Source organism: Mesorhizobium sp. RCAM 05104, from assembly GCF_059683645.1.
The window spans coordinates 5,233,364-5,252,408 of the sequence record NZ_CM185033.1 but is presented as its reverse complement, the minus strand read 5'-3'; the positions used below and the strand labels follow the sequence as shown (position 1 = coordinate 5,252,408).

14 protein-coding genes are annotated in these 19,045 nt (G+C 58.3%); 7 read left to right on the top strand and 7 right to left on the bottom strand.

The genetic code is table 11. The features are described 5' to 3' along the window. Window positions 1-23: 23 nt before the first annotated feature. From AC56QP_RS25675 to AC56QP_RS25660, 4 genes are all read right to left on the bottom strand, one after another. Window positions 24-1,631, bottom strand: a complete 1,608-nt coding sequence (locus tag AC56QP_RS25675; protein ID WP_489862917.1) for an ABC transporter substrate-binding protein — start codon at window positions 1,629-1,631, stop codon at window positions 24-26. A gap of 342 nt (window positions 1,632-1,973) precedes the next feature. Continuing rightward, window positions 1,974-4,277 (bottom strand): molybdopterin-dependent oxidoreductase, encoded by a 2,304-nt coding sequence (locus AC56QP_RS25670; RefSeq protein ID WP_489862918.1) that lies wholly within the window; start codon window positions 4,275-4,277, stop codon window positions 1,974-1,976. A 91-nt stretch (window positions 4,278-4,368) separates the two neighbouring features. Then, window positions 4,369-5,154 (bottom strand): sugar phosphate isomerase/epimerase family protein, encoded by a 786-nt coding sequence (locus AC56QP_RS25665; RefSeq protein WP_489862919.1) that lies wholly within the window; start codon window positions 5,152-5,154, stop codon window positions 4,369-4,371. A gap of 131 nt (window positions 5,155-5,285) precedes the next feature. Further along, window positions 5,286-6,410, bottom strand: coding sequence for a Gfo/Idh/MocA family protein (locus AC56QP_RS25660; RefSeq protein ID WP_489862920.1), 1,125 nt, complete (start codon window positions 6,408-6,410; stop codon window positions 5,286-5,288). A gap of 167 nt (window positions 6,411-6,577) precedes the next feature. Here AC56QP_RS25660 and AC56QP_RS25655 point away from each other — a divergent pair, with 167 nt between their 5' ends. From AC56QP_RS25655 to AC56QP_RS25635, 5 genes are all read left to right on the top strand, one after another. Beyond that, complete coding sequence (locus tag AC56QP_RS25655; RefSeq protein ID WP_489862921.1) at window positions 6,578-7,606, top strand: ABC transporter substrate-binding protein; 1,029 nt, start codon at window positions 6,578-6,580, stop codon at window positions 7,604-7,606. Between the two features lie 58 nt (window positions 7,607-7,664). Continuing rightward, window positions 7,665-8,747 carry an ABC transporter ATP-binding protein gene (locus AC56QP_RS25650; RefSeq protein ID WP_489862922.1) on the top strand — a complete coding sequence of 361 codons (1,083 nt, stop codon included), beginning with the start codon at window positions 7,665-7,667 and terminating at the stop codon, window positions 8,745-8,747. Continuing rightward, window positions 8,744-9,625: an ABC transporter permease gene (locus AC56QP_RS25645; RefSeq protein WP_489862923.1), complete on the top strand. Its 882-nt coding sequence runs from the start codon at window positions 8,744-8,746 to the stop codon at window positions 9,623-9,625. The genes AC56QP_RS25650 and AC56QP_RS25645 overlap by 4 nt, the downstream gene beginning before the upstream one ends. Continuing rightward, the gene (locus AC56QP_RS25640) at window positions 9,622-10,434 is read left to right on the top strand and encodes an ABC transporter permease (RefSeq protein ID WP_489862924.1); all 813 of its coding nucleotides are present in this window, start codon (window positions 9,622-9,624) and stop codon (window positions 10,432-10,434) included. Before AC56QP_RS25645 ends, AC56QP_RS25640 begins: the two co-directional genes overlap by 4 nt. Window positions 10,435-10,495: 61 nt before the next feature. Further along, complete coding sequence (locus AC56QP_RS25635; protein ID WP_497100988.1) at window positions 10,496-11,629, top strand: Gfo/Idh/MocA family protein; 1,134 nt, start codon at window positions 10,496-10,498, stop codon at window positions 11,627-11,629. 294 nt (window positions 11,630-11,923) lie between these two features. Here AC56QP_RS25635 and AC56QP_RS25630 read toward each other — a convergent pair whose 3' ends face one another. Genes AC56QP_RS25630 through AC56QP_RS25620 form a run of 3 tightly spaced genes read right to left on the bottom strand, consistent with a single transcriptional unit; the run spans window position 11,924 to window position 16,844 of the window. After that, window positions 11,924-14,257: a molybdopterin-dependent oxidoreductase gene (locus tag AC56QP_RS25630; RefSeq protein WP_497100989.1), complete on the bottom strand. Its 2,334-nt coding sequence runs from the start codon at window positions 14,255-14,257 to the stop codon at window positions 11,924-11,926. Continuing rightward, window positions 14,258-15,691, bottom strand: coding sequence for an NAD-dependent succinate-semialdehyde dehydrogenase (locus AC56QP_RS25625; protein ID WP_489863518.1), 1,434 nt, complete (start codon window positions 15,689-15,691; stop codon window positions 14,258-14,260). It abuts the gene before it with no gap. Between the two features lie 19 nt (window positions 15,692-15,710). Continuing rightward, window positions 15,711-16,844, bottom strand: coding sequence for an enolase C-terminal domain-like protein (locus AC56QP_RS25620; protein WP_497103687.1), 1,134 nt, complete (start codon window positions 16,842-16,844; stop codon window positions 15,711-15,713). Window positions 16,845-17,171: 327 nt separating this feature from the next. Here AC56QP_RS25620 and AC56QP_RS25615 point away from each other — a divergent pair, with 327 nt between their 5' ends. Then, window positions 17,172-17,996, top strand: a complete 825-nt coding sequence (locus AC56QP_RS25615) for a sugar phosphate isomerase/epimerase family protein (RefSeq protein ID WP_489862930.1) — start codon at window positions 17,172-17,174, stop codon at window positions 17,994-17,996. A 175-nt stretch (window positions 17,997-18,171) separates the two neighbouring features. Next, window positions 18,172-19,035, top strand: coding sequence for an ABC transporter substrate-binding protein (locus AC56QP_RS25610; RefSeq protein WP_489862931.1), 864 nt, complete (start codon window positions 18,172-18,174; stop codon window positions 19,033-19,035). Window positions 19,036-19,045: the final 10 nt, after the last annotated feature.

Here is a 19,045-nt window from a genome sequence, read left to right as displayed (position 1 = left end):
TTGAAAGCAATTCCGGAATTGCTTCAGGCAAACCACCAACGGCTGGTGCCACGGGCACCATCGAACGTCCAGTTGACTGCCATCTGATCCGAATGCGCCACATTCGATCTGGACGCGAACACCACATTCAGGAACATGGGCAGAATGGTTCCGCCCTGATCCCGCGAAAGCATCGCCATTTCATGGTACATTTCGGCACGCCTGCTGTTGTCCAGTTCAGCTCTCGCCTTCAGAAGAAGTTCATTGAAACGGGGGTTGTTCCATTTCGATTCATTCCAGGCGGCGTCATCCTTATAGGCCGTGCTGTACATGACGTCTGGTGTGGGGCGCGCACCCCATTGCGCAACACAGAACGGCTTCTTGAGCCAGACATCTGACCAATATCCGTCGTTGGGCTCGCGAACGACGTTTATCTCGATGCCCGCAGCCTTTGCATGTTCGGCGAACAGGACAGCCATGTCGACGGCTCCGGATGTCACGCTGTCCGCGGTGCTGAGATTCACTTTCAGCCCCTCGGCACCGGCCTTCTTCAGCAATGAGCGCGCCTGATCGGGATCATATTCCCGCTGGGGAATATCCTTCGGGTAATATGGCATCTCCGGAGAATGATGAAAATCATTGCCAATCGAAGCCGCACCGAATTCGATCTTGTCGACGAGGTCCTTGCGGTTGATGGCATATTTCAAGGCGTTTCGGACGTCGACATTGTCAAACGGTGCGACGTTCGTATGCATCGGCATCGTGATTGCCGATCCCGACGGAAGATTGTGGACATTGATGTTGGGATCCCGCTTCAGCAATGCCAGGGTTTTCAGCTCGAGTTGCGTTACAGCATCGACTTCGCCTGAAATCAGCGCCGCCTGGCGGGCACTCGGATCGTTGACGACAACGATCGACACGGCATCGAAATAGGCGCCCTCCAGATGCCAGCCGTCATGGCGTTGCAGTTCGAAATTCCTGCCGAAATCGCCGCTGACCAGTTTGTAGGGGCCGGAACCGTCACCCGATTGCCAGTTGAGTGTTCCATCCGGATTGGCAGGGCAAATTGCCAGATGAACGTCCGTCAACAACCATGGCAAATCTGCCATGCCGGAATTCATTCTAATGGTGATCGAATGATCGTCGTTTTTGACTATGTCCTTCACGGCGGCGAGCATTGACTTCGCCGCTGACGTGGATTTGTCACCACGGTGATGGTTCAACGAGGCGATGACGTCGTCGGCCATCACCTTTTTGCCGCTGTGAAAAACGGCACGCGGGTCAAGTTGGAAAGTCCATTCCGTTGCATCAGGGGACGCATGCCATTCCTTGGCGATGTCAGGCCCCAACGACGAGTCGGATTGGATTGCGGTCACGTAGGAGCGGTATGCGTTGGCAAGCAGATAGACCGAAAAATTCAAATATGCTCCCGGGTCATGTGAATCCGATGCGCTGCCGTCGTGCGATGCGACGCGAAACGTGCCTCCCCGCTTCGGCTCCGCGCTGGCAGAGCGGGTCCACGCGCCGGTTGCAACGGTAGCCGTCAACCCGGCAGCCATCGCGTAATGCATGAATGAGCGGCGCGAGATTTTTCCGGTGCGGGCTGCTTCCGACAGCCCCTTCATCAAGACGTCATTACGATAGTTGTTCATCGATTTCTCCCATTCGTTTGCTTTGCAGTCAGTTGGCTCTACCCGGCCAATCAATCGTTCCGTGCCTGGAAATTTGCCACATTTGTTTCAAATATGTCAATTGGTTTTGCGGATTTTGCTAGCCAGTTCGACGATTTTGACACACAAGGCTAAAAAAAATCGTTGCTAGGTAGCGGGCGGCGACACATTCGCTATCAACATCGTGAGGCAGACGCCACCCGCGTTGCAAAAAGCGAAACGACAAATCCCAAGACTGATTTCGACGGGCAGCGCGATAAGCGCCCTGCGCCAGCGAGCTCGCGTTGCCCTTGTCATGATAGAGGCCTAATCAACGCTTCAGGGTCACTCGCCCATGTCCTGGGAATGGTAGAAGTGTGGAGAAACATTTACGCTGAGCTCTGGAAGAGCAGCCGTCCATTTTTCAACGTAGACCAAGCAGGTGTGGCCTATCGTTCCCTGGGCTAAGGACGAGGTGCCTTTATCGAGGGTGAGCACATTGGGATTGCCATGCACCTCGAGGACCTCGCCTGATATAGACTGCGGATCAAACCAGGCGCCTGTCGCAAGTGAGACGCAATCTGGATGAATGCCTTCGCTCACCGTCACCCCTGCGAGACACGCGCCTCGTCCGTTGTGAAGCCTGACGATGTCGCCATGTTCGACCCCCAGGTTTTTGGCGGTCTGCGGGTGAAGCGTGCAAGGTTCCCTGCCGTGAATCTTGGTGGCTTGCGCTTCGCTTCCATTGTCAAGCTGGCCGTGCAACCGAGTGTCCGGTTGACCCGAAATCAGGTGCAATTGACCTGCTTGCGCATTACCGAGCCATTCCGCCGGTTCCATCCACGCTGGGTGGCCCGGGCAATCTTCGGCGTTCATGTGCGCGATCGCCTCATTATAAAGGGTTATCTTGCCGCTCTCCGTCTGCAGTGGTTTCCCTTCAGGATCACGCACAAACTCTCCGAGTGAAGTCCTTGGCTCGTTTTCGAGGGGGATATCGAATTTGCCGATCTCTCGGAACTGGTCGAAAAATGGAAGAGCGAAGCCTTCTCTCTCGGCCACCTCGCGGCACCGGTTCCACATCCACCTGAGCCATGCTTCCGTGTCGCGGTTCTCATGAAAATCCGGGCCGACATCCATTTGATTTGCCAGGTCGCGGAAGATTGCGTGATCGTCGCGCGCTTCGGCAAACGGCTCGAACACACGGCTCATGTAGACGAGCGATGAATCTCGCCTGTTGACCATCATGTCTTCGCGCTCCAGCGGTGTCGTACAGGGGAGCACGATATCGGCCCGCCGCGCGGTCGCAGTCCATGAATGTTCATTGACGATAACGGTCTCCGGTTGCGTCCAGGCCTCGCTGAGCCGATTCAGATCCTGCTGGTGGTGAAACGGGTTCCCGCCCGCCCAATATACGAGCCGAATATCGGGATAAGTCCGCGTTCCTCCATCATATTGATAGGGCGCTCCGGGATTGAGAAACATGTCGGTTATGCGGGCCACCGGAATAAAGTCTCGGACCGGATTCGATCCTTGCGGAAAAGACGGCCATCGTACGATGCGCTGCGGCCGGCCCACCGCGGTCAGCGAGCCATAGCCGAATCCAAACCCGGTGCCCGGCCGCCCCACCTGACCCAGCATCGCGGCTAGAGCCATACCCGCCCATACCGGTTGCTCCCCATGGTCCCCCCTCTGAACGCCAAAAGACACTGAGATCATGACCCGCTCTCGCGCCATCTCAGCCGCAAGATCGCGGATCTCTTGCGCCGATATTCCGCAAATATGCGCGGCCCAGTCGGATGTTTTCGGCAGCCCGTCGACGTCACCGGTTAGATAGGCTTTGAACTTCGGCCACCCACTTGTGTAGCGATCCAGAAATCCGGCGTCGTGCCAGCCATTGGCATGGAGCTCGAATGCCAGCGCCAGCATCAGCGCTGTATCCGTACCTGGACGTATCCGCATCCAACGGGCATTCGAGACTGCAGCCAGATCGCCCTGAATGGGCGAAATGTTTATCGCTTTTATGCCGCGTTGGGCGATTGCATTCAGTTGCGAAGCCACTTCATGTTGGGACGTTCCACCTGGCTCGATCTGCGCGGTTCTCGGAGAAATGCCACCAAAGGCCAAGAGAAGGGTGCAATTTTCGAGGATGAGCGGCCAGCTGGTCGCACCGTCCAGAAAATCCTCATTGGAAACCCCGACTATGCGGGGCAGTATTACCTCGGCCGCTCCGTGTGAATAGGTATTGCGGTGTGTTGTATAACCGCCGATCAGGTTCAGAAATCGCTTAAGCTGAGATTGTGCGTGATGGAACCTACCCGCGCTCGCCCATCCATATGACCCGCCGAATATAGCCCCGTTGCCATACCGATTGATAACGCGCCTTAGCTCAGAAGAAGCCAAGTAGGTTGCGCGATCCCAGTTGACTTCAATATAGCTGTCATTGTTACGGCGAGCCCCGTTGTCTCCTTCGAGCCAGCCCTTGCGGATAGCAGGCCGCGCGATGCGTAAGGCTGGATCGCGCGCCGCACTGACCCACCCCCGCCCAATGCGGGATGGCTGTGGATCAGACGGATCGGGCACCAATTCCGGTCTGTCGCCATCGGTTAGAGCGTAGTTGCCCCAGTGAGATGCGGTAAATCTCCGTGCCATGTTTCCTCCCCGCCGTCATAGGTGATACCGAGCCACGCAACCGGCAAAGGTAAGGGCGAGGATAAAGCGCCTCGCTTGAGCGGCTTCTGGGTCAGGGCTTCTTTTGCGTGCTTTCCGAAATGCCGAGGCCGCTTAGAAATGCCCGACTTGAAGCGAGCACTTCGGCTTCTCCGATATTCCAGCCGAATTCATTGGCCTCGTATTCGACGGTGAGCGAACCGTCATATCCGACAGCCTTCAACGCGCTCAAAACCGCCTCGAAATCGACCACGCCTTTGCCGAGGGGCGGAAAGGTAAAGTTCGGATAAAGACCCGCCGCGTCCTTCATGTGTACATGCCGGATGCGATTGGCAAAGGCCCAAACCGCGGCAACAGGATCCTCTCCATGAGCAGCGAAATGGCTGGGGTCGTAGTTCACCATCAAATCGAGATCGCCCAGAGCGTCGATGATCCGTTGGTAATCCGCGATCCGCGGGTAAAGGAATGGTGCGGGGGACTCCAGACCAACAGCAACGCCCTTGGCTTTGCCATGCAGAAGAATGGTTCGCAGAATGTCGACAAAGTCGGCAAACACGTCGTCGCCCTTTGACGAGGGTAAGTACGGCGAACAAAGGTGGACATACGCGACCTCTGCTGCCGCAGCCCGATCGATCATGGCTTTGACATAGCGAATGCCGCGCGCGTCATCGTCGGCATCTTGGGCGAAGAAGAAGTAGTTGGTACTGAGCGCAGGAACCGACAATCCGGCCTTGCGTACACCATCGATGAGCGCGACGGACTCGCTGATCGAATTTTCCGGGGTAATATGGGGCGTCGCAGGCGACGGGATACCGTCGCAGTTGATAGCCAACGCGCCGTATCCGGCCGCCTTGACCATCTCCGCAACCTCCCTCAGCGGATGCCTGGAGAGCATTGTCGAGTAGTAGCTTGCTTGCATGGACATGGTTCAAACGGTCTTTCTAGTCGTCTTACGGATGAGATCGGCCGCCAAAGCCCAAAAGCCGGCGTTTAAGCGAAGTCGACAATGGTCCAGGGCGCGTCGCTCGAAAGCGGGATATCGACCCACTTGCGTTCTCTCTGGGCAAGGTATGCCGCCTTAACCACTTCGAGCAGATGGACGCCATCCTCCAGCGATGCCATCTCGATCTGGGGCACGCCGCCGGAGATCAAGTCGACGAACCCTTGCATCTGCCTGTTGTAAGGGTCGGCGTTGGCCGGCATCAGGACAAACCAGCCATCGTGCTGAACATTTTTCTTATGATAGTGGGCGGGGATGCGCGCCATTTCAGCCAGCGATTGCGGCAACTCTTCAAGGGGCTTTTTGGAGTAAACCGACAGCGGCGACGTATTGAAAGCGCCTACGGACTCGAGTGTGAAATGCAGTGACCCTTCGGTCCCATAAAAGTCGGTGACGTCATTGAAGGAAGGCGTGAACCGATCGGATGTGAAAGTGCCAGTCGCGCCGTTGGACATATCGACAATCAGGTGAACATTATCGTCAACCGGTTTTGGCATTGCCTTGTGACGCAGGCTCGCTGCGACAGATGTGTAGGCGCCGCCCAAAAGATATTGGACGATATCCATGCGGTGAACCGTCAAGTCCATGAGCGTCGCACCACCGGACAAGGCAAGATTCCATCTGTAATCATCGATGGAAACAACGTCCCAGATTTCCGAAAAGACACTCCGAAAAGAGTGCACCTTGCCAATCACGCCTTGGGCGACAAGCGACCGCGCAATTCCCGCTACGTCCAGGAAGCGGGCCTGATGCCCGACCGCGACTTTTACGCCGGCTTTGCGGCACGCAGCCAGAACTGATTTCGCTGCGTCAAGATCATGAGCCACTGGTTTTTCAAGCAGAATATGCTTTCCGGCTCGCGCCGCAGCGATCGCAAGATCGTGATGAAAACGATTGGGCACGGAGATGACGACAGCATCGACGTTGGGGTCCGCAAAAACCTCGTCGGTATCGGCATAGACCTTGTTGATCCGAAACTTCTCAGCGGCGGCGCGGGCCCTTTCCTGGACCTTGTCGCATATCCCGGCCAGTTCAGCGCCTGTCGCAGCCTGGACGGCAGGAATATGCCAGTTTGAAATCAATCCGGCGCCGATAATCGCAATCCTCACGCTCATGCACGTCTCCACTTTCCTTCGGCGCTAAGCCGCCCTCATCGTATGCTCCGCCCGAAATCGTTGCTAATACAAACACACCGATTGACACATTGCAAACGATAAGGTTACCTCTTGCTCGGTGCTGTCCTGCGCTTACGCAGGGCGGCCCCAGTGGAGGAGAGAGAGAAATGTTGCGAACCGCGATCAAATCGACGCTAATAATGGCGTTGGCTGCGGTGATGTGGGCCGGTCCTGCATCCGCCGAAACGCTGCGTATCATGACCTGGGAGGGATATGCCGACCCAGACTACATTAAGGAGTTCGAAGCTGAGACGGGCGCGAAGGTTGAGGTCACCTTCGTAGGAGACGACGCTGAGATTTGGGCAAAGGTCCGTGGCTCCAACGGCCAGGATGCCGACATCATCTGCACCAATGTGGGCCAGCTTCAGCGCTACGTCGAAGCGAATTTGCTCGCGCCCATCGACTTGAACAAGGTGCCGAACCAGGCTGCGTTCCTGGGGAGGTTCCGCGATCTAAGCAATGTTCCGGGAGTGGTTCATGACAAGAAGGTATTCATGATCCCATTCCTCTACGGCCCCTACTTGCTGGCCTATAACCCTGACCTCGTCAGTCCGGCTCCGACGTCCTGGAGCGTGCTTTGGGACCCTAAGTACAAGGGAAAGGTGCTGACTCACGACTCTTACGAATACAACTTCACCATTGCTGCGATCTTGGACGGAGCAAAGGATCCATACAAGCTTTCGGAAGAGCAGCTGCAAAAATATAAAGAGAAACTGATCGAGCTAAAGCGGCAGCTTCTATCGTTCTACTCATACTCGGACGAGGCCGTGCAGCAGTACAAGAACAACGATGTAGCTGTAATGATCGCCGGCTATGGCCCGCAGATGATCAAGGCCATCCGGGACGCCGGCGCGAATGTTGAGCCCGTCTTCCCAAAGGAGGGTGCGCCAGTCTGGCTGGACGCCATGGCAATCACCGCCGGCGCATCACCGGAGCGGGTCGAGCTTGCGCACAAGTGGATCAACTTCATTCTCAATAAGAAGATCGCTCAAGCGATGGTCGACCGCATGCACTTCGGCTCAACAATTATCGATACCGGGGTACTTTCCCCTAACGACAAGGTCTTCTGGGTCAAATCGGTCGAAGATCCGACCCGCCGCAGTGACCTTTGGAACGAGATCAAGGCTGCGCAATGAGAATATGGAGTGGCGCCTGCGCGTCACTCCTCAACCTAAAGGTCAGCGGATCGATTTCATGAGTGAAAGCCTCGTCGAATTGCGCGGAGTGACGAAGCGCTATGGTGCCGTCGAAGTCCTGAAAAGGATCGACCTGAGCGTTGGGCGCAACGAATTTCTCGTCATCCTGGGGCCGAGCGGCTCAGGTAAGACCACTATCCTCAGAATGATTGGTGGCTTCACGCGTCCCACGGACGGTGAAATTTTTCTAGATGGCAACCAGCCCTTGTCTGACATCCCGATCAACAGGAGACCCTTCAATACGGTCTTTCAGGATTACGCTCTCTTTCCACACATGACCGTCGCCAAAAACATCGGATTTGGCCTGAAGGTTGGCGGAGTGCCAGGAAAGGAAATTGATCGCGAAACAAATCGCGTTCTCAGTCTGGTTGAACTCGACGGCTTGGGATCACGATATCCATCGGAATTATCTGGCGGGCAGTGCCAGCGGGTAGCGCTCGCACGCGCGATTGTCTGCAAGCCTAGGCTTGTACTATTGGACGAACCACTCGCGGCATTGGATGCATCGCTGCGACATCAGATGCAGCGGTTCCTGAAGGAACTGCAACGCGAAGTCGGTGTGTCTTTCCTGTTCATTACCCATGATCAGGAAGAGGCGATTACGATGGCCGACAGAATCGTCGTCATGGACCATGGCCACATCCGCCAGGTGGCGACGCCGAGGGAACTCTACTACCGGCCGGCCGATCGCTACGTCGCCCAATTCTTCGGCGACAATAATCTTATCCCTGGCGTCGTCGCGGATGCCCTGAATTCCGACGTTCTGCTGGACACGCCCTTTTGCCAATGCCGCGTCGCGGTACCGTCGGGACATTCTTTTCGTAAGGGCGATGCAGTTAATCTGGCTGTGCGGCCGGAAGCCATAAAGGTAATCCCTGCCACAGGCGGTCCGGCCTGCGGACACGTCGAGCAGATTGAGTTTGTCGGATCGACGACGGCTTTCAAGATCCGCTCATGCAGAGACTCCAATGTATCGATTGAGGCCAAAAGTCTCAGCGGGGTCAACGGCGCAGGCATTCGTCCGGGAGCTAAGGTTGGCGTTTCCTGGGCTGACTGCGAGGCTTGGGTGATAAAGCAATGAGCGTCTCGATCGACACGCAACCGAGAACGCGGTTACGCGCTGTTTTCGCCAGATTTGCCTTCACGCTTGCCGTCTTCTTCGTTCCGATCTTTTTTGTTGCGATACCGTTCGCGTCCTTCCTCTATCTAAGTCTTGGCGAGGTGAACGGCCCCGATATCGTCATGACCATTACGGGCAAGAACTTTACCCGGATTGCCACGGATCCGCTTTACTTCGATGTCATCTGGACGACATTGTTTCTCTGCATATCGATAGCGTTGGTTTGCGTGCTCTTCGGCTATCCGATTGCCTACTTGCTCGCGATACTGAGCGGCGGAAAACGATATGTGTTAATGTGCCTTGTCGTGATCCCCCTGTTGTTGAACTACGTCATCAAAATCTACGCAATGCGGTCGATACTGGGGCAAAAAGGACTTCTTAATCAGCTGATAATGGCGCTCGGGTTGTCGGATACGCCTACGACGCTATTCGTGTTCAATCTCAACGCTGTGTTCCTGGTTCTCGTCTCCATCCTTCTGCCGTTCGCGGTTTTGCCGATCTACATCGCATTGGAGCGTATCCCGAACTCCCTGCTCAGCGCAGCCTACGATCTCGGAGCAACTCGACTCCAGACTTTTTTACGGGTCGTCCTCCCGCTCAGCATGTCGGGCGTGGCGGTTGGATTTGCGTTTGCATTCGTTTTTTCGATCGGCGATTTCGTTACACCGCAAATGGTGGGCGGTCCCAACGGCTTCACACTTGGACGGGTCGTGTACAGCCAGTTTGGCCTAGCCTTCAACTGGCCTTTCGGTTCTGCACTGGCGATCGTGCTGATGGTCCTTGTGCTCGCTGCGCTTGCGGTCCCGGCCCTTTTCTCCCCAAGGCGGGCAAAGCGATGAAAACCCCCGTAATCACCTGGGTCTTGCTCATCGGTCTGGCTGCCCTCGTCATGGCGGTTATATATGGACCGATAGCCGTGACTATCGCTGGCGCGTTTTTCGAGACCAATGCCGGCTCGATCATTTTGTCCGAACCCTCATTGGAGTCATTCTTCTCGCTGGGTTCCGACAAATCTGTGGCACACGCCCTCGGCAACACGCTTTTGGTCGGTTTTACGGCATCCAGCCTAGCCGTCATCATCGGCATTCTCACCAGCCTGTACTACGCGTCGGGCAAGAGCCTCGATCGCTCGGTTCTGCAGTTTCTGATCTTCGTCCCCTTCGTAATGCCGCCAATGATCACCGGGTTGGCGCTGTTGATTTTCTTCCGAGACATCGGGATTGATCGGTCTTTGCTAACCGTGGTAATCGGCCACGTCATCCTGTTGCTGGCAATCGCTCATCGGCTCATTGTCGTCCGTCTGACCGAGTTGAGCGCATCGCTGACCGAGGCGGCACTAGATCTGGGCGCATCGCATTTTCAAGCCTTTTACATGGTTGTTCTACCCAACCTTAAAAGCGCCATTGCGGCCGCGTTCATACTATGTTTCGCGCTGTCCTTCGACGAAACGCTTGTGACCATTCTGATCTCCGGCGGCGAGCCGACTTTCCCAATGAGACTTTGGGCGATGATGCGCCTTGGTTTCGCGCCATCTGTGAACGCGATCGTCGTAATAGTGCTCGCAACGGCAACTGCGGTTAGTTTCCTCGCGATCAGGCAGTTGCTCAAATCAAATGAGCCTCGCCCTGGCTTGGGCAGCGAAGCATGAGAGCGATTTCCCGCGGCCAAATTGCTTCTTTTGCAATCAGATCAACTCGGAAAGGGTACTAATGTCGAAAGACAACATCAATGTCGCCGTGATTGGCACAGGATTGATCGGAGCCACTCACATCGCTGCAATCGCCCAAGTAGACGGTTTGACTGTCAAGACGGTTTGCGACGTGGTGCGTGACAAGGCCGAACAGGCGGCCGCGAAGCACGGTATCGCCGAGGTCTCGGACGATCCCGAAAAAGTGCTGTCGGACAGCGCCATCGACGCGGTGATCGTGGCGGTGCCTAACCGCTTCCATCGCGACGTGGCTATTGCGACGGCTCAGGCCGGCAAGCACATGCTGCTGGAAAAACCCGTATCGCATGATTTCGCGACCGCGCGCGAGGTGCTGAACGCCTTTTCCGCCACGAAACAGATCGTGCGGGTCGGCCATAACGAGCGGTGCCAGGACGCGAGCATCCTGGCCCGGGAGATCGTCCGGAGCGGCGCGCTTGGCGAAGTGCATTCCTTCCGCAATGTGTTCTCGCATAGCTGGAAGGTGGTCTCGATCGACGATTACCGCTGGAACCTGGAACTCTCCGGGGGCGCGACGATGATGGATATTACCAGCCATTCGGTGGATCTGGTGCGCTATCTGATCGGCGGCGACTATGCTTCCGTCGCTTCAAGCTTGCGCCATAGCGTGATGCCCAAGGCAGTGGACGACAATGTGCACCTCATGGCCGAGATGAATAATGGGACGTCGGGCACGTTCTCCTCCGATCGCTTTTCGCCCACGCATCATTTCACCACCGATCTTTACGGCACCGAGGGTTCGCTTCATTTGTCTCAGCTCGTGATGAGCGGCACGACTGTGGCGCCGCTCGCGGTCTTCTCGGATCGTCCGCTCGAGGAACTGCCGCGCGTGCTACAGGAAAACGCACGGCCGCGCTTTGCTGCCTATCACAACCAGCGCAAGACCGACGGCTGGTATCTTCTCTACCCACCGCGGCGCAGTTCTTATGTGAACCAGATTCGGGCCTTTGCCCAGCTCCTGCGGGGCGAGACGCCAGAGATCGCCCTCTGCACGCTGGAGGACGGGGTGCACAATATCGAGGTGATGCACGCTGCCTACACTGCACAAAACGAGCGTCGCTGGGTGGATCTGCCACAGCCCGACGGCGCACCGTGGATACTGCCCAAATATAGCTGATCCGGGCGGAGCCACCGGCCCCCGCTCTTGAAGACCTTGCGGTTTCGATTTTCCGTGAACCGACGAATCGCTCCGGCCGGTGGCGTTGACTCTGAGGTAATCGGTGAGGAGCACGATCAAGGCAGGCCAACCGCTGCGAAATCCTGCGCACTTCGGCGAAAACCCTGAAGGTGTTGACGTCATGCAGGCCAGCTCGGGTCGGCGGACGGTCGAAATATTAGGAAACCTTCGACACCGCGAGCATGAAGATCGTTGCGTTGTCGCAAGAAATCCCCAGCGCTCAGCTTTTCCTAACTAAGAATGTGGTTGTTGCGAAGTGGCAACGCTGCCATAGGACGAAGCGGACCCAGAATTCTTCGAGGAGGGCTCGATCAGCGGGAGGCTGTCGATCGAAAGACGCGGCAGATCGCCAGTCCAACGCTCAAGCCGCACCACGCAGCTGTGGCTGGACGTACCTTGGGTCAGATCCGAACAGCCTTTGTCTCGGGTCAAGGTATTGGGGTTGCCATGCACATCGATCCGGCTGCCGTCTATGGTCTGCATGTCGAACCAGGCGCCCGCTGCCAGAAAAACGCAGTCGCGTCGCAGCCCTGCGTCCAATTTCAATCCTGCGAGGCAAGCTCCACGATCATTGTAGATCCGCACGATATCGCCTGCTGCCAGTCCAAGCTCGGCAGCCGTTTCGGGATGCAACTCACAGGGCTCCCGGCCCTTGATTTTTTCAGACAGGGACTCTTTTCCACGATCATTCTGACCGTGCAGCCGAGTATCAGGCTGGCCCGAGATCAGATGAAGCTCGCCTGCTTCGGCGGTCAGCAGGCTTTCGGTCGGCATAATCCAGGCCGGATGGCCCGGACAATTGGCCAGCCCCAGATCGGCAATGGCGCGGTTGAACAGAGTTATCCGACCGCTTTCCGTCTTCAACGGCGCCGCCGCCGGGTTGGCGAAGAAATCCCCCAGAAGCACTTGCGATTTTTCAGGAGGGGGTATGTCGATCCGTCCCTCTCGGCGGAACGCGTCGAAATCCGGCAATGCGATGCCGTGCCGGTCGGCCTCGCGGCGCGTCCCGTCCCACAGCGCCCGAAGCCATCCCTCGATATCGCGCTTTTCCGTGAATGCCTCCTCCACCCCGAAATGGCGGGCAAGAAGGCGGAATATTTCGTGGTCGTCCTTGGCCTGACCATAGGGCGCCCGAGCCGGAGACATGAAAAACAGCGCCGGATCGCGCTTGTTGATCATCATGTCCGTGCGCTCCAGAGGCGTGGTGCAGGGCAGCACCAGGTCCGCCCGCCGCGCGGTCGCGGTCCAGCTGTGTTCGTTCACGATCACCGTTTCTGGCAGCGTCCACGCGCCTTCAAGCCGGATCAGATCCTGATGGTGATGAAAGGGATTGCCCCCGGCCCAGTAGACCAGCCGGATGTCGGGGTAGCGGCGCGTCTCGCCGTCATAGGTATACTCTGCCCCTGGCGAAAGCAGCATGTCCGTGATCCGCGCCACGGGAATGAAATCCTTCACCGGATTCGGCCCTTGCGGAAAGGCGGGCCAGCGGAACCCCCGTTGTGTGCGGCCGACCGCGTTACTGGACCCATAACCAAAGCCGAATCCCAGCCCTGGTTGATCCATCTGGCCAAGGATCGTCGCCAGCGCCAGCGCCGCCCATAGCGGTTGCTCGCCATGCTCTGCCCGCTGCAACGACCAAGTTATCGAGATCATCGTGCGAGCCTCAGTCATGCGCAGAGCGAGGCGGCGGATATACTGCGCCGGCACATCGCAAAGCGGCGCCGCCCAGTCAGCGGACTTTTTCTGCCCGTCGTGGCCGCCCAGCAAATAGGCGCGGTATTCCGGCCAGCCACTGGTGTAGCGTGCCAGGAATGCTTCGTTCTGCCTGCCCGCCGCCAGAATCTCGTATGACAGGGCAAGCATCATCGCCGTATCGCAGCCGGGTCGAATGGACACTCGTTCAGCGCCTGGAAAATCGTCCCGCCGGGGCGAAATAGAAACAAGTTCCGCCCCGCGCGCGGCCATCTGCGCGTGCAGGTTCCGCAACCGGTGGTTAGAAGTACCGCCTGAATCCACCTGCGCGGTGCGCCCGGAGAACCCGCCAAAGGCCACCAGCAGCGAACATTCCTTCGCCACCAGCTCCAGGCCGGTCATGTTGTCCTCATGCGCCTCTCTCGACAGACCCAAAATGCGCGGCAAAAGCACCTCGGCGGCGGCAAAGGAATAGGAATCCCGCTTACCGACATGCCCGCCGATCAGGTTGAGAAAGCGGCGCATCTGCCCTTGTGGATGATGAAAGCGCCCCGCGCTCGCCCAGCCGTAAGAGCCCGCAAAAATAGCGTTGTTGCCATATGTGCCGCGGACGCGCTCCAGCTCACCGGCCACGAGTTCAATAGCGCGGGCCCAACCGACCTCCACGAAACTGTCATCACAACGCTGCTTGCCACGGTCGCCGGCAAGCCAGCCCTTGCGTGCCACCGGCGCCGCAATGCGACTGGCGGTATCCCGCGCCGCGCTCAGCCAGCCGCTGCCGATCCGGGAAGGGTCCGGATCGTCGCGCAGGGGGACCGGCGTCCCCTTCGCGTCGATCTCATAGACCCCCCAATGGGCGGCGGTATATTTGGCCATTCAGCTGCGCTCTGTGATGAATTTCGTGACCATGTGATCGGCCACGCCTTCAATTCCGCCCTCGTGGCCCATACCGCTGGACTTGACGCCACAGACCGGCGTTTCGGCCAGGCCATACGCCACTTCGTTGACGCCGACCATGCCGACCTGCAGCCCTTCGGAGACATAGCGGGTGATCTTGAGGTCGTTGGAGAAGACCGACGATGCCAATCCGAATTCCAGCGAATTGGCGCGGGTCACGAATTCCTCAGCCTCGGAAAACCGCAGGATCGTGGCGACAGGGCCAAAGGGCTCCTCGGTGAGCACGACGGCATCGTCCGCCACGTCCACCAGCACGGTTGGTTCGTGGAAATAGCCGACATTGCCGATCCGATTGCCGCCTGCGGCCACGGTTGCCCCCCTCTGAACCGCGTCGGAAATCATCCGCTCAACCGACTCGAGCCGCCGCGCATTGGCAAGCGGACCCATCTGGCTTTCGGGGTCGAGCCCGTTGCCGACCTTCAGGCCCTTCGCGTAGCGCGCGAAGCCGTCGACGAAATCGTCATAGATGGCCTTCTGCACGAAGAACCGCGTGGGCGAGACGCAGACCTGCCCGCTGTTGCGGAACTTGGTGGCTGCGAGCTTGGCAACGACGCTCGCCATATCGACGTCCGCAAACACGCCGATCGCGGCGTGCCCGCCCAGTTCAAGCGTGCAGCGCTTGAGATGTTGCCCGCACAGCCCTGCCACCGCTCGCCCTGCCGGGATCGACCCGGTGATTGACGCCTTGCGGATCACATTCGAGGCAATGAGTTTTGCCGAAACATGCGGCGGATCGCCGAAAACCAGCGAAAGCACATCCGGCGGCAGCCCCGCGTCGAGGATCGCCTGGACCATCATGGAGCCGACGCCTGGTGTCTCCTCGGAGGGCTTGAGGATCACCGAACAGCCCGCCGCGAGCGCCGCCGCAACCTTGCGGGCTGGGAGAACCATCGGGAAGTTCCAGGCGCTGAAGGCGGCTACCGGGCCGATAGGTTCGTGCCGCACCTCGAAATGCTGGCCCGCCTCTCGCGCCGGAATCACGCGACCATAAGTGCGGCGACCCTCTTCGGCGCTCCATTCGAAGATCTCGGCGGAGGCCAATATCTCGGCGCGCGATTCCGCCAGCACCTTGCCCTGCTCCATCGTCATGACACGCGCGATGTCCTCGACCCGCTCGCGTAGCAGCGCAGCCGTTCGCCGCAGGACGCGCGAACGTTCCAGCGGCGAAGTGCGGCGCCATATCGCGAAACCTCTGTCCGCAGCGGCCAGCGCCGCCTCGAGATCGGCGTCCGTGGCCAGCGCCAGATCGCCGAGGCTTTCCAGCGTCGCCGGGTTCTCGACCGGGATGACTTTGCGGCCCGGCGGAGAAAGACGGACACCGCCGATGATCGGGCCAAGCACCGGATAGGCCATGGTCTCGCCGCTCCGCATCTTACCAATCCACCAGTGTGCCGTCGTCCAGCACCGCGGTCTGAGTGTGCAGAACCTCTTGCTGGAAAGGATGCTTGGCAGCTTCCTTTTCGTTCACCTCGATGCCAAAGCCGGGTTTGTCGGGTGCACCCCAACGACCATCGACCATCTCGGGCAGACCTTCGACAACGTCGTGATACCAGGGCACGGCGCCCGGCATCGCCTCGAGGATGACGAAGTTCGGCGTCGAGATGCCGTAATGGAGCGAAGCCACGGCCGCCAAGGGGCCGTTGGGATTGTGCGGCGCAACGCCTGCCTGTGCGATCTCGGCCAGGGTGGCGATCTTCTTCGCCTCAAGCAGGCCGCCGCAATGATTGAGATCGGGCTGTACGATGTGACAGGCCCGCGCGCTCAACAGCTCGTCGAATTCACGCAGCCCGACCAGGCGCTCGCCAGTAGCAATCGGCACCGGCGAGCGTTCGACGATTTCCCGCATGGCCTTGGTGTCGCCGGGCTGAACGGGCTCTTCGACAAACATCGGGCCCATGGGCTCCAGCGCCTTGATATATTCGAGCGTTGCGCTGACGGTGGCGGCGCGGCCGTGGAAATCCACCATGATCGCCGCGTCGTCCCCCAGACCTTGGCGAAGCGCGATGCCCAACCGCTCGAGGTTGCGGCAGGCGGCGCGCGTGGTTGTCGCGTGGGAATAGGGAATGCAGACGACCTTGACCGCACGGAACCCCTTTTCAAGCACCTTCTGCGAGGCTTCGACCAGCTTGCTGGGGTCGAAGGTGTCTTCGTAGAGCGTCTTCATCTCGCCAAGGCCCGGATGCGAGTAGAGATCCACGCGCTCGCGCACTTTTCCACCCAGCAACCGCCAGACCGGCACACCCAGCTCCTTGGCCGAGATGTCCCAGAGCGCGTGCTCGATCCCGCTGATCGCCGAGGCGCCGATGATGCCCAGGCGGTAGTAGCTGTGCTTGTTCATCCGCCGCACGGCCTGTTCGATGTCTCGCGGATCGGTGCCGAGCATCAGTTGCGCCAGATCCTCGACCGCGCCGGTCACGGCGCGGGTCTTCCAGTTCAGCGTCGCTTCACCCCAGCCATAAAGGCCCGGCACGGACGTATCGACCCGAACAAACACCCAGTTGCGCATCTTCGCGTTCACGACAATCGAACTGATACCGGTAATTTTCATGTCTATCCGGGTCGTCGGAGTGCGCTGGCCGCGCGCCGCTTCGACCCCTCCCTTTGCTGGCCGCGTTCCGAACGTTTGTAGCGCCAAGCGTTGTTATTAGTAAAGAACCGTTTTGCTAAATAGCAAACATTTTGGTGCCGATTCATCGTCAAATGCCACAAATTGGCAGGCATCGGCTGCCTCATATAAAAAATCTCTATTGCAAAATACGCAACATCAAGGCAAAACCATCCTGCCGGCGACACTCCGGACACTGGCATTCCGGCTTCTACGAAGGACCATCCCATGCGCCCCGGATATTACAGCACGATGCTCTCGCACCTTTCCTTGCCAGAGGCAGCAACGGTCGTTGCCGATGCGGGCTATACCGATCTTGCGATCAACGGCGACGGCATTCCGTCGAAGTTCGCGCCGCACGTGACGCCGGAGATGAGCCTCGATCAATGCCGCGAACTGGCCGGAGCCGTGTGTGCCGCAGGGCTTTCAATCCCTGCGATGAGCGTCAACTTCTATTTCTTCGCCAAGGACGAGGCGGAACGGCAGCGGGGCCTTTCCCATGTCAGTGCGATGATCGACCGCGCTGCGGCCATCGGGGTGGACTATGTCCATCTCTGCTCCGGCCGGCCGACGCCCGGGCAGGACGAAATGGCGATGATGCCGCTGTTCATCGAAACCATGCAGGCGGTCTTGAGGAAGGCTGGCGAAAAGGGCGTGAGCGTGGGCCTCGAATCAGCCGCGCCGCACATGTACCCTCAGTGCGGCCGCTATCTTGAACTAGCCGAAGCGCTCAGGCCGCTGGAACTGGCCGTCAATTTTGACCCGAGCCATTTCCAGGCCATCGGCGAGGACCCTGTTGAGGCCGTTCACCGGCTGGCTCCACTGATCCGCCACGTCCACATCAAGGACGCCAAAGGCCGCTATCCCGAATTCAGCTTCCCGCCATTGGGTGAGGGCGAGATCGACTTCCCGAAGCTGATCGCCGCGCTGGGCGACATTGGCTATGCCGGCGCACTAACCATCGAATACGAGGCGAACTACTTCGGCTGGGAAATTGACCCCATGACCGTTCTGACACGTTCGCGTGCCTTTCTGCGCGACCTCGGGGTGTGAAATGAGCGAGGCGCAACGCTACTGCAATGTGAATCTGTCGCCGGCCTTCGGCGAGAGTAGTCAATAGCGAACAGAAAAAGAGAGCAGTGTTTTCGGGAGGCCGGAGAGACCATGTCAGCTCATAGTATTTCAATACGGATAAAAATCACCTTAAAGCTTTAGTGGGAGTAAAAGCATGATTACACCGCACCTAGAATCCATTCTTGTTCGCGTTCGGCCTGCTATTGCCGCAGCAATTATTTCTCTTTCCATCTCACCGGTTGACGCTGCCGATATGATAGGCAATTGCGAAGTCACCGGAACCAGAGGTTCCATTCCCTTCACTCCCGTCGAGGCTGGGGAGTTGACTGTCGAAGTCAGTCTTCCGGCGCCCGGTTGGTGGAACGGGGATGCACCAGAGCTCATCAAAGACGGCTATGAATATTGCATGGCCGCCAATATCGCCCATCGCGGGGGCCTGGATAAAGTCAAGGTCGTTAATGTCGCGTGGGATGCATTGGTCGCGGGTCAGACCAAGGACTTCGATCTCTCCTTGTCGGGGATTTCCATCACCGATGAGCGCAAGAAGGTCGTTGATTTCTCGATCCCCTATTTCAACTCTGATATCGGAGTTCTTGTCAAAAAAGGTGTGTCCGTCGATAGCGACTCCATCAAGAAGATGCGGATTGGCGTGCAACAGGCTTCTACTGGGGCCGACTTCGTCGCCAACACTCTCAAGCCAGCTGAGTCCAAGGTCTACCCGGACGGGCCCAGCATGTGGGCGGCGTTGGCAGCTGGTCAAGTCGATGCAGCCATGACTGACACGGCAAATGTGCTGGCCGTGGCCTCGCAATCAAATGGCACGCTTGTAGCAGCCGGCCAATATTCAACCGGCGAAACCTATGGCGCCATCTATCCGAAGAATTCCCCCAACGCCGCGACCATCGATAAAATCATCGACGCGCTGATCAAGGACGGCACCCTGCAGCAAATCTCAGCCAAGTATCTGGCCGCAGCCTGGGGCGCCGATCCGGCCAAAGTTCCCTACCTGAAGCCTTAATCGAGCAACT

What these genes read in the sequence shown, in the direction of transcription:
- AC56QP_RS25675 (WP_489862917.1), bottom strand. Translation starts at nt 1,631, where the DNA reads ATGAACAACTATCGTAATGACGTCTTGATGAAGGGGCTGTCGGAAGCA.
- AC56QP_RS25670 (WP_489862918.1), bottom strand. Translation starts at nt 4,277, where the DNA reads ATGGCACGGAGATTTACCGCATCTCACTGGGGCAACTACGCTCTAACC.
- AC56QP_RS25665 (WP_489862919.1), bottom strand. Translation starts at nt 5,154, where the DNA reads ATGGTCAAGGCGGCCGGATACGGCGCGTTGGCTATCAACTGCGACGGT.
- AC56QP_RS25660 (WP_489862920.1), bottom strand. Translation starts at nt 6,410, where the DNA reads ATGAGCGTGAGGATTGCGATTATCGGCGCCGGATTGATTTCAAACTGG.
- AC56QP_RS25655 (WP_489862921.1), top strand. Translation starts at nt 6,578, where the DNA reads ATGTTGCGAACCGCGATCAAATCGACGCTAATAATGGCGTTGGCTGCG.
- AC56QP_RS25650 (WP_489862922.1), top strand. Translation starts at nt 7,665, where the DNA reads ATGAGTGAAAGCCTCGTCGAATTGCGCGGAGTGACGAAGCGCTATGGT.
- AC56QP_RS25645 (WP_489862923.1), top strand. Translation starts at nt 8,744, where the DNA reads ATGAGCGTCTCGATCGACACGCAACCGAGAACGCGGTTACGCGCTGTT.
- AC56QP_RS25640 (WP_489862924.1), top strand. Translation starts at nt 9,622, where the DNA reads ATGAAAACCCCCGTAATCACCTGGGTCTTGCTCATCGGTCTGGCTGCC.
- AC56QP_RS25635 (WP_497100988.1), top strand. Translation starts at nt 10,496, where the DNA reads ATGTCGAAAGACAACATCAATGTCGCCGTGATTGGCACAGGATTGATC.
- AC56QP_RS25630 (WP_497100989.1), bottom strand. Translation starts at nt 14,257, where the DNA reads ATGGCCAAATATACCGCCGCCCATTGGGGGGTCTATGAGATCGACGCG.
- AC56QP_RS25625 (WP_489863518.1), bottom strand. Translation starts at nt 15,691, where the DNA reads ATGGCCTATCCGGTGCTTGGCCCGATCATCGGCGGTGTCCGTCTTTCT.
- AC56QP_RS25620 (WP_497103687.1), bottom strand. Translation starts at nt 16,844, where the DNA reads ATGCGCAACTGGGTGTTTGTTCGGGTCGATACGTCCGTGCCGGGCCTT.
- AC56QP_RS25615 (WP_489862930.1), top strand. Translation starts at nt 17,172, where the DNA reads ATGCGCCCCGGATATTACAGCACGATGCTCTCGCACCTTTCCTTGCCA.
- AC56QP_RS25610 (WP_489862931.1), top strand. Translation starts at nt 18,172, where the DNA reads ATGATTACACCGCACCTAGAATCCATTCTTGTTCGCGTTCGGCCTGCT.